The 13,931-nt window shown below is 58.0% G+C and carries 12 protein-coding genes; 11 read left to right on the top strand and 1 reads right to left on the bottom strand.

Annotated features, from left to right (window positions below; translation table 11 throughout):
• Positions 1-18 precede the first annotated feature (18 nt).
• From uvrC to HMPREF2878_RS06765, 11 genes are all read left to right on the top strand, one after another.
• The gene (gene uvrC, locus HMPREF2878_RS06815; RefSeq protein ID WP_070604564.1) at positions 19-2,067 is read left to right on the top strand and encodes an excinuclease ABC subunit UvrC; all 2,049 of its coding nucleotides are present in this window, start codon (positions 19-21) and stop codon (positions 2,065-2,067) included.
• 112 nt (positions 2,068-2,179) lie between these two features.
• Positions 2,180-3,070 (top strand): RNase adapter RapZ, encoded by an 891-nt coding sequence (gene rapZ / locus HMPREF2878_RS06810; protein ID WP_005510809.1) that lies wholly within the window; start codon positions 2,180-2,182, stop codon positions 3,068-3,070.
• Between the two features lie 23 nt (positions 3,071-3,093).
• Entirely contained in the window at positions 3,094-4,041 is a 948-nt protein-coding gene (gene yvcK, locus HMPREF2878_RS06805; RefSeq protein WP_048731879.1) for a gluconeogenesis factor YvcK family protein, read from the top strand.
• Positions 4,042-4,232: 191 nt separating this feature from the next.
• Entirely contained in the window at positions 4,233-5,231 is a 999-nt protein-coding gene (gene whiA, locus HMPREF2878_RS06800; protein ID WP_048731892.1) for a DNA-binding protein WhiA, read from the top strand.
• A 183-nt stretch (positions 5,232-5,414) separates the two neighbouring features.
• Positions 5,415-6,419 (top strand): type I glyceraldehyde-3-phosphate dehydrogenase, encoded by a 1,005-nt coding sequence (gene gap, locus HMPREF2878_RS06795; protein ID WP_048731894.1) that lies wholly within the window; start codon positions 5,415-5,417, stop codon positions 6,417-6,419.
• A gap of 110 nt (positions 6,420-6,529) precedes the next feature.
• On the top strand, positions 6,530-7,741 hold the full coding sequence (pgk, locus tag HMPREF2878_RS06790) for a phosphoglycerate kinase (RefSeq protein WP_016422732.1): 1,212 nt from the start codon (positions 6,530-6,532) through the stop codon (positions 7,739-7,741).
• Between the two features lie 69 nt (positions 7,742-7,810).
• Positions 7,811-8,599 (top strand): triose-phosphate isomerase, encoded by a 789-nt coding sequence (gene tpiA, locus HMPREF2878_RS06785; protein WP_049193719.1) that lies wholly within the window; start codon positions 7,811-7,813, stop codon positions 8,597-8,599.
• 202 nt (positions 8,600-8,801) lie between these two features.
• Positions 8,802-11,630, top strand: coding sequence for a phosphoenolpyruvate carboxylase (ppc, locus tag HMPREF2878_RS06780; protein ID WP_070653094.1), 2,829 nt, complete (start codon positions 8,802-8,804; stop codon positions 11,628-11,630).
• Between the two features lie 101 nt (positions 11,631-11,731).
• Entirely contained in the window at positions 11,732-11,968 is a 237-nt protein-coding gene (gene secG, locus HMPREF2878_RS06775) for a preprotein translocase subunit SecG (RefSeq protein ID WP_005510775.1), read from the top strand.
• 148 nt (positions 11,969-12,116) lie between these two features.
• Positions 12,117-12,467, top strand: a complete 351-nt coding sequence (locus tag HMPREF2878_RS06770) for a DMT family transporter (RefSeq protein WP_035757987.1) — start codon at positions 12,117-12,119, stop codon at positions 12,465-12,467.
• The gene (locus HMPREF2878_RS06765) at positions 12,464-12,778 is read left to right on the top strand and encodes a DMT family transporter (RefSeq protein ID WP_035757985.1); all 315 of its coding nucleotides are present in this window, start codon (positions 12,464-12,466) and stop codon (positions 12,776-12,778) included. Before HMPREF2878_RS06770 ends, HMPREF2878_RS06765 begins: the two co-directional genes overlap by 4 nt.
• Positions 12,779-12,781: 3 nt before the next feature.
• Here the strand turns inward: HMPREF2878_RS06765 and HMPREF2878_RS06760 are convergent.
• On the bottom strand, positions 12,782-13,931 hold a 1,150-nt coding region (locus tag HMPREF2878_RS06760), incomplete at its 5' end, for an AMP-binding protein (RefSeq protein ID WP_141753120.1).

Below are 13,931 nucleotides of genomic sequence, written 5' to 3'. Positions count from 1 at the left end.
GTTTTAAGGACACCGTAAGTGACTGACCCTTCTCAGTACCGTCCCGCCCCCGGCACCATTCCCACGGAGCCGGGGGTGTACCGTTTTCTCGATTCAACCGGGCGCGTTCTCTACGTCGGCAAGGCGAAGAATCTCCGTGCGCGTTTGTCTAACTATTTCCAGGACTTAACTCGGCTTCATCCCCGCACCCGCCAGATGGTGCAGTCCGCTTCGAAGGTGACGTGGACTGTCGTCCACAATGAAGTCGAAGCGCTGCAGTTGGAGTACACCTGGATCAAGCGCTTTAATCCGCGGTTCAACGTGATGTACCGCGACGACAAGTCGTATCCGATGTTGGCCGTCAGCGTTGGAGAGCTGTACCCGCGGCTCTTTCTCTACCGAGGACCGCGCCGGAAGGGCGTGCGTTATTTCGGGCCTTATTCACACGCGTGGGCTATCCGAGAAACTCTCGACTTGCTTACACGAGTTTTCCCAGCCCGCACCTGTTCAAAGGGAGTCTTCAACCGGCAGCAAGCCCTGGGGCGGCCCTGTTTGCTCGGCTATATCGACAAATGCTCGGCGCCTTGTGTCGGCCGTGTCAGTGCCGAGGAACACCGCGAAATTGTCCGTGGTTTTACCAGCTTCATGTCGGGAAATACGGGCCCGGTCACGAGGCGCTTAAAGAAGGAAATGGAGGAAGCTGCCGGCGAGTTAGACTTCGAGCGCGCCGCTAGTCTGCGCGACAACCTCGCTGCCATCGACAAGGTCATGGAGCGGCAGTCAGTCGTGCTTTCCGACGCCGCCGATGCCGACTTTATTGCGCTAGCAACCGACGAACTGGAAGCGGCCGTGCAGATTTTCCATGTTCGGGCGGGACGTATTTACGGTCAGCGCGGCTGGGTAGTGGAGAAGTCCGGCGAGTACGCGACTACGGAGTTTCGAGAGGGAGAGACTGACCCCAGCTTGGGTGGGCTGCTAACGCAGTTCCTGACACAGTTCTATGGCGACGCCGCCAAGCACGCGGATGTCGACGGCGATGAATCAACCACTGCCGCCCAGGTTGTGCCACGCGAAATTCTCGTTCAGGCCACGCCCGACGATCTTGACGAGGTTACTGCATTTTTGGCCGATATTCGTGGCACCAATGTAGATATTCGCGTCCCACAACGCGGTGACAAGCGGACGCTCATGGAGACCGTGCAGAAAAATGCAGCTGAAGCGCTACGCCAGCACAAGCTAAAGCGAAGTGGAGATCTAACTACTCGATCGCAGGCTCTCTCCGAACTCCAGGACGCGCTATTTATGGATGAAGCGCCGCTGCGCATCGAGTGCACTGACATCTCGCATATTCAGGGCACCGATGTGGTGGCCTCGTTGGTGGTCTTCGAGGATGGATTGCCCAAGAAGTCCGACTACCGTCGCTACCGAATCAAAGATGCAGCAGGTGACGGTCGCTCGGACGACGTCGGTTCTATCGCTGAGGTGGTGCGCCGTCGTTTTCTGCGCCATAACGAGGACAAGCTCGCCATGCCCGATGATGCAAGCGAGATGTTCGTCGAAGAGACGACTGATGCCGTCGATGAGCAGTCGCGGAGTAACCGCAAGTTTGCCTACCCGCCACAGTTGTTCATCGTCGACGGTGGTGCACCGCAGGTCGCAGCCGCACAGGCGGTCCTCGATGAACTCGGGGTCACCGATGTGACGTTGGTGGGAATTGCCAAGCGCTTAGAAGAGCTGTGGATTCCCGACGATGATGAGCCGCTTATTCTGCCGCGTAATTCGGAAGCGATGTACCTAATCCAGCGAATTCGTGATGAGGCGCACCGCTTTGCCATTAATTATCACCGTCAGCAGCGATCTAAACGCATGCGCTCGTCGGTGCTTGATGGCATTAAGGGGCTGGGGCCAGCACGCCGCAGTGAGTTGGTCAAGCACTTTGGTTCCGTTGCGGCGCTGAAGAAGGCCAGCGTCGAGCAGATCGAAGAAGTGGCTGGTTTCGGGCCGATGCTCGCGAAAACTGTTTACGATTACCTCCATCCAGACGAGAAGTCGTCAGAGCCAAACTCGGATGTCGGTCCGGGAGAGTAGGCGTAGAAGTAGGTAAACAAGTGGCTAAAACCGCACTTGAAACAGTGCTAGGGGGTTTACTTCCGCTAGTAAAACCGAGAGCGGTTGGGCGAAATTGTATTAGAGTGATGGCATGATTACTTCGGGTTATTCCCCTCAGGCTGAAAAGTCACTTGTGTTGATTACCGGCATGTCCGGTTCCGGACGCAATACGGCCGCCAGCGTCTTGGAGGAGATGGGCTGGTATGTCGCAGACAACCTGCCCCCGGAGTTGATTATGCGCATGGTCGAGTTGTCGTTTGAAGCGGACTCTCCAGTAGAGCGCCTCGCTATCGTCACCGACGTGCGCTCGCGCGCGTTCGCCGGCAGTTTGGGGGAGGTGCTCGACGGACTCCGCAATGAGGGGCGCCAGCCCTATGTCATCTTCTTTGATGCCAACGACGACACCCTCATCGCCCGCTACGACTCTGTCCGCCGCACCCATCCGCTGCAGGAAAATGGCACGCTTTCACAGGGTATTGCCGCTGAACGTCAGATGTTGCTGCCAATAAAGGGCATGTCGGATTTAGTAGTGGATACTTCTGACATGAGCGTGCACGATTTGCGCCGTGAGTTAGAGCATCAGTTGTCGGATACCGCTAGTAAGATTCAGCAGATCACCATCGAATCTTTTGGGTTTAAGCACGGTGCACCGCGCGATGCCGACATGCTTTTCGACGTCCGTTTTCTCCCCAATCCCTATTGGGTACCTGAGCTGCGTGCGGGCCGCGGTACCAACAAAGCCGTGGCCGACTACGTGCTGTCCCAACCTGAGTCTCAGGGGTTTTTGGACAACGTCACAAACTTGATTGAATTGGTTTTGCCCGGGTACCGCCGTGAGGGCAAGGGTTTTATGACTATCGCTGTGGGATGCACCGGAGGCCATCACCGAAGTGTGGCCATGTCGGAGGCGCTGGCTAAGAAGCTCGAGGGAGTTTCCGGGATCAACGTCAACGTCGTCCACCGCGATATTGACCGCAACTAGCGGTTTTAGTGGAGGTGTAGAAATTGACATCAATTACCAGTCTGGGTGGCGGTCATGGTCTATTTGCCACGCTGAGAGCTGACCGTCAGGTTGCGGACCATGTCACAGCGGTGGTCACAGTTGCCGACGACGGCGGATCCTCGGGTCGCCTTCGTCGTGAGCTGGGGCAGATTCCCCCTGGAGACCTTCGCATGGCACTCGCCGCGCTTTCCGCAGATACGGAAAAAGGCGATCTGTGGGAAAAGACACTGCAGCACCGCTTTGGCGGAACTGGCGCACTGGCAGGGCATGCGATTGGCAATCTGATTATCGCTGGCCTCACCAGTGTGATGGGAAATGAAGTCGACGCGCTTGACGAAATTGGCCGGTTGCTGCAAATCCGGGGTCGAGTCGTGCCCATGTCGCCGATCCCGCTAGAGATTGAGGCCGAAGTCGTTGGCTTGGAGCAGGATGCTCGCGTTGTGCGCCAGGTCCGTGGCCAGGTCGCAGTGGCCACGACACCTGGCCAGGTGCGCCGAATCCGGCTGATTCCTGAGACTCCGCCGGCATCCGAGGAGGCCATTGAAGCTATCCTCAATGCCGATTTGGTGACGCTGGGTCCGGGTTCGTGGTTTACTTCGGTTCTGCCACATCTTCAGGTGCCCGGGCTGCGGGATGCTCTGCAAGAAACCAATGCCACAACCGTCGTGGTGCTGAATCTTGTCGCCGAGCCGGGGGAGACCGCCGGTTTTTCTTCCGAACGGCACATCCATATGCTCACGCAGCATGCACCTAACTTGAAGCTCAATTACGTGCTTGTCGACGACAACACGCCGCTCGCGGATACCGAACGAGAATACCTGCAGCGAGCGGCGGATAGCCTAGACGCGCAGGTTGTCTTCGCCGATGTGCAAGAAGTTGATGACCACGGAGCTCTGACGGGTCGGCATTCGCCGGAGAAACTAGCTGTCGCACTTCGTCAGTTCCTCTAAAGCGTCCGGCCAGTCGAGGGTTTTAATGCATTCTCCTGCGAGGATGCAATAGACAATCAACTAATTGCCACTCGATTGGTACCGGATACTATCCTTGAGGTTTATTGCTAAAGCTCAAATGGGGTTAATTTTACCTAAATTAACCAGGCCCAAACCCAGCTCGCACACATGAAATGAGGATGGACAGCATCGTGGCATTGACGGCGAAGGTCAAAGACGAACTAGCCCGCGTGTCAGTTTCGCAGGAAAGCGCTCAGGCAGCGGAGATTTCGACCCTGTTCCGCTTCGCAGGAGGACTCCACCTGGTGGCAGGTTCGATTGTGCTGGAGGCTGAGTTGGATTCCGGCGCTGTCGCACGCCGCCTGCGCTCCATGCTGGCCGAACTCTACGATGTCAAAGCCAGCCTCAATGTCTTGTCTCCCGGTGGCTTGCGAAAGACCTCGAAGTACATCGTGCGGGTAACCGATGGCGCGGAACTCGTCGTTAGGCAAACTGGCCTGATCGACTCTGCAGGACGTCCCGTACGTGGGCTACCACGCAAGCTGATCATGGGACAGAAGATCGATCAAGAAGCTGCATGGCGGGGTGCCTTTTTGGCACATGGTTCACTGACTGAGCCGGGGCGTTCCTCAGCTTTGGAAGTCACTGCTCCTTCTGCTGAAGCGGCACTCGCATTGGTGGGATGTGCTCGTAGGCTCGGAATTACGGCTAAGAGCAAGGAGAATAAATCCCGCGGTGGCGATCGCGTAATCATCCGGGAGGGCGATGCAATCGGTGCGCTGCTGACGCGAATGGGAGCCCAGACTACTCGCCTGCAGTGGGAAGAACAGCGTATGCGTCGTGAAGTGCGAGCGACGGCCACTCGTTTGGCAAACTTCGACGATGCCAACCTGCGGCGCTCGGCTCGTGCGGCCGTTATTGCAGCAGCGCGAGTAGAGCGTGCTTTAGAGATTCTCGGTGACGATGTACCAGACCATTTGGTGTCTGCAGGACAGCTGCGCATCGAGCACAAGCAGGCTTCATTGGAAGAACTTGGGCAGCTGGCCAATCCGCCAATGACCAAGGACGCCGTCGCAGGACGCATCCGCCGTTTGCTCTCCATGGCAGACAAAAGAGCAAACGAACTCGGAATTCCCCCCACAACTGCAGTCGTTACAGACGAACTTTTTGACAAAGAAGTTGACGAGTAAAGCACCTGTTATGCCTAGTCAGGTGCGTAATTTTTGATAAATCTCCGTTTATTTGGGATTTTCGCACCAAACCACCGCTGCGCGAATGAAAAACCCAACGTACACTTCTGTAGTGAACCTGTTGGAGCGCAATCAGCGCCCTGACAAGTGGCATCGATTCGCCAATCCATTAAGGAGATTATTGTGACGGTTCGTGTAGGTATTAACGGTTTTGGTCGCATTGGCCGCAACTTCTTCCGCTCCCTGCTCGCTGCGGGCGCTGACCTGGAAGTCGTTGCTGTAAACGACCTCACTGATAACAAGACCCTGGCTCACCTGCTCAAGTACGACTCCATCATGGGCAAGCTTGACGCAGAGGTCACCTACGACGATGAGTCCCTCACCGTCAACGGCAAGCGCATCGCGGCATACGCTGAGCGTGACCCGAAGGACCTGCCGTGGGGCAAGCACGAGGTCGACATCGTCATTGAGTCCACCGGTTTCTTCACCGATGCCAACGCTGCCAAGGCTCACATCGAGGCTGGCGCCAAGAAGGTCATCATCTCCGCTCCGGCTAAGAACGAAGACGCAACCTTCGTTGTCGGTGTCAACCACACTGACTACGACCCGGAGAAGCACAACATCATTTCGAACGCTTCTTGCACCACCAACTGCCTGGCTCCGATGGCTAAGGTCCTGGACGACAAGTTCGGCATCGAGCGCGGTCTCATGACCACCATCCACGCATACACCGGTGACCAGCGTCTGCACGACGCTCCGCACAAGGACCTGCGTCGCGCCCGCGCTGCTGCTCTGAACATTGTTCCGACCTCCACCGGTGCTGCAAAGGCAGTCGCTCTGGTTCTGCCGCAGCTCAAGGGTCTGCTGGACGGCTACGCACTGCGTGTTCCGACTCCGACCGGCTCTGTCACCGACCTGACCTTCACTGCGAAGAGCGAGGTCACCGTCGAGTCCGTTAATGCTGCCATCAAGGAAGCTGCTGAGGGCGAGCTCAAGGGTGTTCTGGGCTACAACGAGGACCCAATCGTTTCCAAGGACATCGAGGGCGACCCGCGTTCCTCTATCTTCGACGCACCGCTGACCAAGGTCATCGGCGATCAGGTCAAGGTTGTCTCCTGGTACGACAACGAGTGGGGCTACTCCAACCGCCTCGTCGACCTGGCTGTCTACGTCGGTGAGCGCCTCTAATAACTCACCTGGTTAATCCCAGACCCCGAACGGGCCGGGGTGGTTGTGCCTGAGTAGGGCACGCCACCCACGGCCCGTTTTTTACACACTTTCACAAGGATTTCATTGAGATGACTGTTAAGACTGTCAAAGACCTGATCAACGAAGGTATTGAAGGCCGTTACGTCCTCGTCCGCTCCGACTTTAACGTTCCGTTGAAGGACGGCGTTATCACCGATCCGGGTCGAATCGATGCTTCGCTGCCCACCCTGTCCGCGCTTGTCGAGGCCGGCGCCAAGGTCGTTGTTATGGCTCACCTGGGTCGCCCGAAGGGCGAGGTTAAGTCCGAGTTCTCCCTGGCCCCGGTCGCTGAGGCGCTGTCTGAGCGCCTGGAGCAGTACGTCGCGCTCGCCGGTGATGTCTCCGGTGAGGACGCGCACGAGCGCGCTAATGGCCTGACCGAGGGCGATGTACTCTTGTTGGAGAACGTCCGCTTCGATCCGCGCGAGACCTCCAAGGACGAGGCAGAGCGCGCCGAGTTCGCAGCCGAGCTGGCTGCACTTGTTCCGGACGGAGCATTTGTTTCTGACGGTTTCGGTGTTGTTCACCGCGCCCAGGCTTCCGTCTTCGACATCGCTAAGAAGCTGCCGCACTACGCCGGCAATCTGGTTCAGGCTGAGCTTGAGGTTCTGCGCAAGGTTGCAGAGACCCCGGAGAAGCCGTACACCGTCGTGCTCGGCGGTTCCAAGGTTTCCGACAAGCTGGGCGTTATTGAGGCTCTCGCGCCGAAGGTTGACTCCCTGGTCATCGGCGGCGGCATGTGCTTCACCTTCCTGGCTGCCAAGGGCTACGCCGTTGGCGCATCCCTGCTGCAGGAAGAGATGATTGACACCTGTAAGGATCTCCTGGACCGCTACGGCGATAAGATCGTTCTGCCAACCGACGTAGTTGTGGCTGACAAGTTCGCTGCAGACGCTGAAAACAAGGTGGTAGACGCCACCGAGATTCCGGAAGGCTGGATGGGCCTGGACATCGGACCGGCTTCCGCCGAGGCATTCGGCAAGGTGCTCGCTGAGTCCAAGACTGTGTTCTGGAACGGCCCGATGGGCGTGTTCGAGATGGAGGCTTTCGCAGCTGGCACCCGCGAGGTTGCACAGGCCATCATCGATGCCACCACTAACAACGGTTGCTTCTCCGTCGTCGGTGGCGGCGACTCCGCAGCGGCAGTACGTACTCTGGGGTTGAACGAGGACGGCTTCAGCCACATCTCCACCGGTGGTGGCGCTTCGCTGGAGTTCCTCGAGGGTAAGACTCTGCCGGGCGTCTCCGTCCTGGAAGACTAAGATTTTTCCACCACCGGATTTTCATCGCTTAAAAATCCGCTAATTGATAGGGAAGTGAATTCCACCACTATGGCACGTACACCATTTATTGCTGGTAACTGGAAGATGAACCTGAACCATCTCGAGGCTATCGGTGTGGTGCAGAAACTCGCGTTCGCTCTGCCGAAGGAGTACTACGACAAGGTTGACGTCGCTGTCATCCCGCCGTTTACCGACCTGCGTTCGGTCCAGACTCTGGTTGAGGGCGATAAGCTCGGCGTCACTTACGGCGCGCAGGATGTCTCAGTCCACGAGTCCGGCGCTTACACCGGCGAGATTTCCGCATCGATGCTGGCAAAGCTCGGCTGCACCTGGGTCGTCGTTGGTCACTCCGAGCGTCGCGATATGCACGCAGAGGACGACGAGCTGGTCGCAAAGAAGGCCAAGGCAGCACTGCGCGAGGGCATGAACCCAATCGTCTGTGTCGGCGAGCCGCTGGAGGTCCGAGAGGTCGAAGAGCACGTCGAGTACGTTGTCTCTCAGGTCAAGGGCTCCCTGGCTAACCTGACCAACGCTGAGCTGGCCAAGACTGTCATCGCTTACGAGCCGGTCTGGGCTATCGGCACCGGTAAGGTCGCATCGGCTGCAGACGCTCAGGAAGTCTGTGCAGCTATCCGCGAGACCATCGCTGAAATTGCGGACGAGAACATCGCAAAGGAAATGCGCATCCTCTACGGTGGTTCCGTCAAGGCCGAGAACGTCGCTGAGATCGTCGGCAAGCCCGACGTCGACGGCGGCCTCGTCGGTGGCGCTTCGCTCGACGGTGAAGCATTCGCGAAGCTCTGCGCACTTGCTGCAGATGCCGCCCAGAACGCCTAAGTGCATATAAATTCAGAACAACTGATAAGATAGGCGCCATGCGCGACCCCGGATTGGTTTTATTGATTCTCATAAAACCGATTCGGGGTTATTGCCTTTAGGCGGACTCAATCCAGGCACACCGACTGGCAATAATTCAGCGCAATACATTTCCCGAGGCTTTCCACTTGGAATGCCCGGCAATTTTCAAAGGACGTGCTCAATGAACGAACAAGTACATGGTGACACTGACCGACACACTGCAAGCAATGAGCAATCCTCATCGACCGCTACCGCGAAGCAGCAGGACTTGCTCTGGGAGGATATTCGCCACCTGGGTCGAATTCTTGGGCAGGTAATCCGCGAGCAAGAGGGTGACGAGGTCTTTAACCTGGTCGAAAATGCTCGCCGTGCAGCCTTCGAACTCCATCGTGGCGATGGCGACATCGAGAAGCTCACCGGCCTCTTCCGCGATATTGACCCTGCCGAGGCAAGCCCTGTCATCCGTGCTTTCACGCACTTCGCACTTTTGGCTAACCTCGCTGAGGATTTGCACGAGGAGCTGGGCATCGAGGCATCTCTCGATGCTGGCGATCCACCGCAGGACTCCACTCTGGAGGCAACATGGCAGAAGCTTCGCGACGCCAAGGTTTCCAGCAGCGCCATTGCGGACATGATGGACCACATTGAGGTCGTCCCGGTTCTGACCGCACACCCAACGGAAACTCGTCGTCGCACAGTGTTCGATGTGCAGAAGCACATCACGGCCGCAATGCGGCGCCGCCACGAGATTCAGGCGGCCCCGATGAATGCGCGCACCGCGGACCGACTCGCTGAGATTGATGCCGATATCCGCCGCCGTATCCTGACGCTGTGGCAAACGGCCCTCATTCGCATGAACCGCCCGGATATTCGCGACGAGGTCGAGGTTGGTCTTCGCTACTACCAGCTTTCTCTGCTGGAAGCTGTGCCACAGATTAACCGAGACGTCGTCAAGCACTTGCGTCAGCTCGGCGGAAACAAGTTGCCGGCTTACCCAACGATTCGCATGGGCTCGTGGATTGGCGGTGACCACGACGGCAACCCATACGTGACAGAGGAAACGCTGCGCTATGCCTCCGATAGGGCGGCGGGTACGATCCTGCGTCACTATTTCTCGCAGCTGCACCTGCTGGAGCGCGAGCTCAGTCTCAGCGACCGCCTGACCAAGGTCACCGTGGATCTGGTCGCTCTGGCCAGCCGCGGCCACAATGACGTACCTAACCGCGAAGATGAGCCGTACCGTCGTGCGGTTCACGGTATCCGCGGTCGCGTGGCGGCAACAGCGGTGAACTTCTTCGACGAGTCCATCATCGAGGGCGACTGGTCGGAATTCACTCCGTATGACAGCGCCGAGGAGCTACTTGAAGAGCTCTCGATTATCGACGACTCACTGCGGTCCAGCCACGATGACCTCATCGCCGATCACCGCCTGCGCGATCTGATTGATTCAGTCGAAGTATTTGGTTTCCACCTGTACTCGATTGATATCCGCCAGAATTCGGACTCTCATGAGGAAATCCTCACCGAGCTGTTCTCCGCTGCCGGTGTGGTGGACAACTACGCGGGATTGAAGGAAGCTGACAAGGTCGAGCTGCTGACCAAGGAACTGCAGTCCTCCCGTCCGCTGGTTTCGACTTCCGCAGATCTTTCCGAAGCTACGGCTCGCGAGCTAGGCATTATGCGTGCGGCATCCCGTGCGGTGCGCAAGTACGGACACGACGCGGTACCGCACTGCATCATTTCGATGTGTACATCGGTCTCCGACCTGCTGGAGCCGATGATTCTGCTCAAGGAAGTCGGTCTGATTCGCCCGAATGGCTCCCAGCCGACCGGTTCTGTTGACGTCATTCCGCTGTTCGAAACCATCGAAGACCTGCAGGCTGGTGCCGACGTGCTGCGTGCTGCGTGGGACATTCCGGTCTACCGCGCATACGTGTCCGCACGCGGAGATCTGCAGGAAGTCATGCTTGGCTACTCCGACTCCAACAAGGACGGCGGGTACTTCGCTGCAAACTGGGCGCTTTACGACGCGGAGGTCGCAATCGTGGCAGCCGCGAAGGACAACGACATTCGCCTGCGTCTCTTCCACGGCCGCGGAGGTACCGTTGGCCGTGGTGGCGGACCGTCCTACGAGGCAATTCTGGCGCAGCCGTCGGGTGCAGTCCAGGGGTCGGTGCGTATCACCGAGCAGGGCGAGATTATCTCTGCCAAGTACGGTCACCCTGCAGCGGCACGCAGGAACCTCGCCGCACTTGTTTCGGCAACGATTGAGTCGACTCTGCTCGACGTCGATGACCTGAAGAACCCAGCTCGCGCCCACGAGATTATGTCGGAGATTTCCGACATGTCTCGCGAGGCCTACTCGAAGCTCATGCACGAGGACCCGGGCTTTATTGACTTCTTCACGTCGTCGACCCCGGTCGATGAGATCGGCAGCCTGAACATCGGTTCGCGTCCGACCTCACGCAAGCAGACCCAGACCATTTCTGACCTGCGCGCAATTCCCTGGGTACTGTCCTGGTCGCAGCAGCGTTCTATGGTGCCGGGCTGGTTTGGTGTCGGCTCTGCACTGCAGGAGTGGATCGGCGAGGACGAAGACGGTTCCCGCCTGGCTGAGCTCCGTCAGCTCAACGAGATTTGGCCGTTCTTCAATTCGGTGCTGTCGAACATGGCGCAGGTCATGTCCAAGGCTGACCTCAACCTTGCGCGCGCCTACGCTAGCCTGTGCCAAGATAAGGCCGACGGTGAGCGCATCTACGGCATCATCAAGGCAGAGTTCGACCTGACTTTGGAGATGTTCCTGAAGGTAACCGGGTACAAGCACCTGCTGGAGGACAACCCGCTGCTCAGGCGCTCGGTGGACATGCGCTTCCCGTACCTTATGCCGCTGAACATCATCCAGCTGGAGATGCTGCGTCGCTACCGTGCCGGCGATAATCGCGACAAGGTGCGTCGGGGCATTCAGCTGACCATGAATGGTTTGGCAACTGCACTGCGCAACTCCGGCTAGGAATTCGCCTAGGGATACGGCTAGGGATACCTAGCCAGCGGAGCAATTGCGCTAGTATAGTTGGAGTTCTTAAAGAAGCGACGTTTCAAAAGGAAGTGCGCGTGTACCTCGCCATTCAGATTGTCCTGGTCATCACATCCATCCTGATGACGCTGTTTATCCTGCTCCACAAGGGTAAGGGTGGCGGACTGTCCAGCCTCTTTGGTGGCGGCATGCAGTCGAATCTGTCCGGTTCGACTGTGGTGGAGAAGAACCTTGACCGCGTCACTATTGTGACCGTGATTATCTGGTTGCTCTGCATTGTCCTGTTGCTGCTGTTCAATACTTTCGGCTGGTAGGTTCCGCACGCAGCACGCCCCACCGCAGGCCTTTAAGGGCTCTTCGGAATTTTGGGTGTAGATGGGTTTGGTGATCGGGGTGTGTTGAAGTGGTCGGACGCGATTGATAGAGTAAGCCCGGACTCATTACGGAAGTTGGAAATCCCACATGCTCAAAAGCTGGCTGTTACTGATCGGGGCGGTTGTTGCCGAGGCGCTTGGCACCATGTGCCTGCGTGCAGCCGTTGATCAACCGCTCTATGCCATCGGGGTGGTCATCGGATACATCATTGCTTTCACCCTCTTGGGACTCGCCCTGGGAAGAGGTATTCCAATCGGCATTGCCTATGGAATTTGGGCAGCAGCCGGAGTTGCCCTGGTCGCGGTTCTGGGTGCCGTGTTATTCCATGAAACGCTCAGCTTAACGGCGATCATCGGCATTGTCACCATCATGGCCGGCGTCTTCATTGTCCAAACCGGCCAGCGCGATCCAGGCAAAGCTGAGGTGTTGGAATCATGAGCTGGCTGTTTCTGTCCTTTTCGATCGTTTCTGAAATTATCGCTACCCTGAGTCTGCGTGCTTCGGATGGCTTTCGGAAGAAAATCTGGATCCTGCCACTCGTGGTGTTCTACGGGCTCGCTTTCTTTTTCTTAGCGGTTACTATCTCCTACGGCATGCCGGTGGCCATTGCCTACGGCATCTGGTCAGCTATCGGTGTCGCGCTCATCGCAGTGCTGGCGCGGATCATCTGGAAAGAGCCGTTAACCCCGCGCATGATCTTGGGACTGGTGCTGATCATGGCGGGGGTGGTGCTCGTCGAACTGGGGTAAGCGCTATTGGGCCCGAGCGGCGCGAACCTGCTGCTGGATAGTCTCCATGACCGAAGCATCGGCCAAGGTTGTGGTATCACCAATCTCGCGGTCTTCGGCGAGATCTTTGAGCAGACGGCGCATAATCTTACCCGAGCGGGTCTTGGGGAGGTCAGTGACCACGGTGATTGATCGCGGTGTCGCAATCGGTCCGATCGCGGCACGAACATGATCACGCAGGACCCCGACGGCGTCGTCGAGTTGCTGAGCGCTTTCGCGCAGAATCACAAACGCCTCGATCGCCTGCCCGGTGGTTTCATCTTGGGCCCCGACCACAGCGGCCTCAGCAACCATCGCATGGGCGACCAACGCCGATTCAATTTCTGCCGTCGACATCCGGTGCCCGGAAACATTGAGCACATCATCGACCCGGCCCAGGACCCAAATATCGCCGTCCTTATCGAATTTCGCGCCGTCACCGGCAAAATATACGCCAGGGTACTGTGACCAGTAGGTTTTCTGATACCGTTCCTCATCGCCCCACAGGGTGCGCAGCATGCCGGGCCACGGTTCGGTGATCACCAGATAGCCACCGTTGCCGGGTTCTACCGGAACGCCGGCTTCGTCATAGATATCGGCCGTAATGCCGGGCAGGGCGCGCATCGCGGCCCCGGGTTTCGTGGCGGTCACCCCGGGTAGCGGGCTGATCAGAATATGGCCGTTTTCGGTCTGCCACCAGGTGTCCACGATCGGTGCGTTATTGCCCCCGATGTGCTCGCGGTACCACATCCACGCTTCGGGGTTGATCGGTTCACCCACGCTGCCCAACAACCGCAGCGACGACAGGTCATATTCGGCCGGGATATCGCGACCCCAGCGCATGAACGTACGGATACTGGTGGGCGCACAGTACAGAATCGTCACGCCGTATTTCTGCACGATCTCCCACCAGCGCCCCCGATGCGGAGTATCCGGGGTGCCCTCATACAGCACCGAGGTGGTCGCATTGGCCAGCGGCCCGTAGACGATATAGGAGTGCCCGGTGACCCAGCCGATATCGGCGGCCGTCCAGTAGATATCGGTTTCGGGTTTGATATCAAAAACCGCCCAGTGGGTGTAGGAAACCCCCACGAGATATCCGGCTCTTCGGAATTTTGGGTGTAGATGGGTTTGG

Source organism: Corynebacterium sp. HMSC065H09 (assembly GCF_001812845.1).
GTDB lineage: Bacteria > Actinomycetota > Actinomycetes > Mycobacteriales > Mycobacteriaceae > Corynebacterium > Corynebacterium jeikeium_D.
The sequence above is the reverse complement of the archived record's forward strand: the minus strand, read 5'-3'. Positions and strand labels throughout refer to the sequence as shown.

Coding starts and splice junctions, on each gene's coding strand:
- rapZ (WP_005510809.1), top strand. CDS start 2,180: ATGATTACTTCGGGTTATTCCCCTCAGGCTGAAAAGTCACTTGTGTTG.
- pgk (WP_016422732.1), top strand. CDS start 6,530: ATGACTGTTAAGACTGTCAAAGACCTGATCAACGAAGGTATTGAAGGC.
- tpiA (WP_049193719.1), top strand. CDS start 7,811: ATGGCACGTACACCATTTATTGCTGGTAACTGGAAGATGAACCTGAAC.
- ppc (WP_070653094.1), top strand. CDS start 8,802: ATGAACGAACAAGTACATGGTGACACTGACCGACACACTGCAAGCAAT.
- HMPREF2878_RS06770 (WP_035757987.1), top strand. CDS start 12,117: ATGCTCAAAAGCTGGCTGTTACTGATCGGGGCGGTTGTTGCCGAGGCG.
- HMPREF2878_RS06765 (WP_035757985.1), top strand. CDS start 12,464: ATGAGCTGGCTGTTTCTGTCCTTTTCGATCGTTTCTGAAATTATCGCT.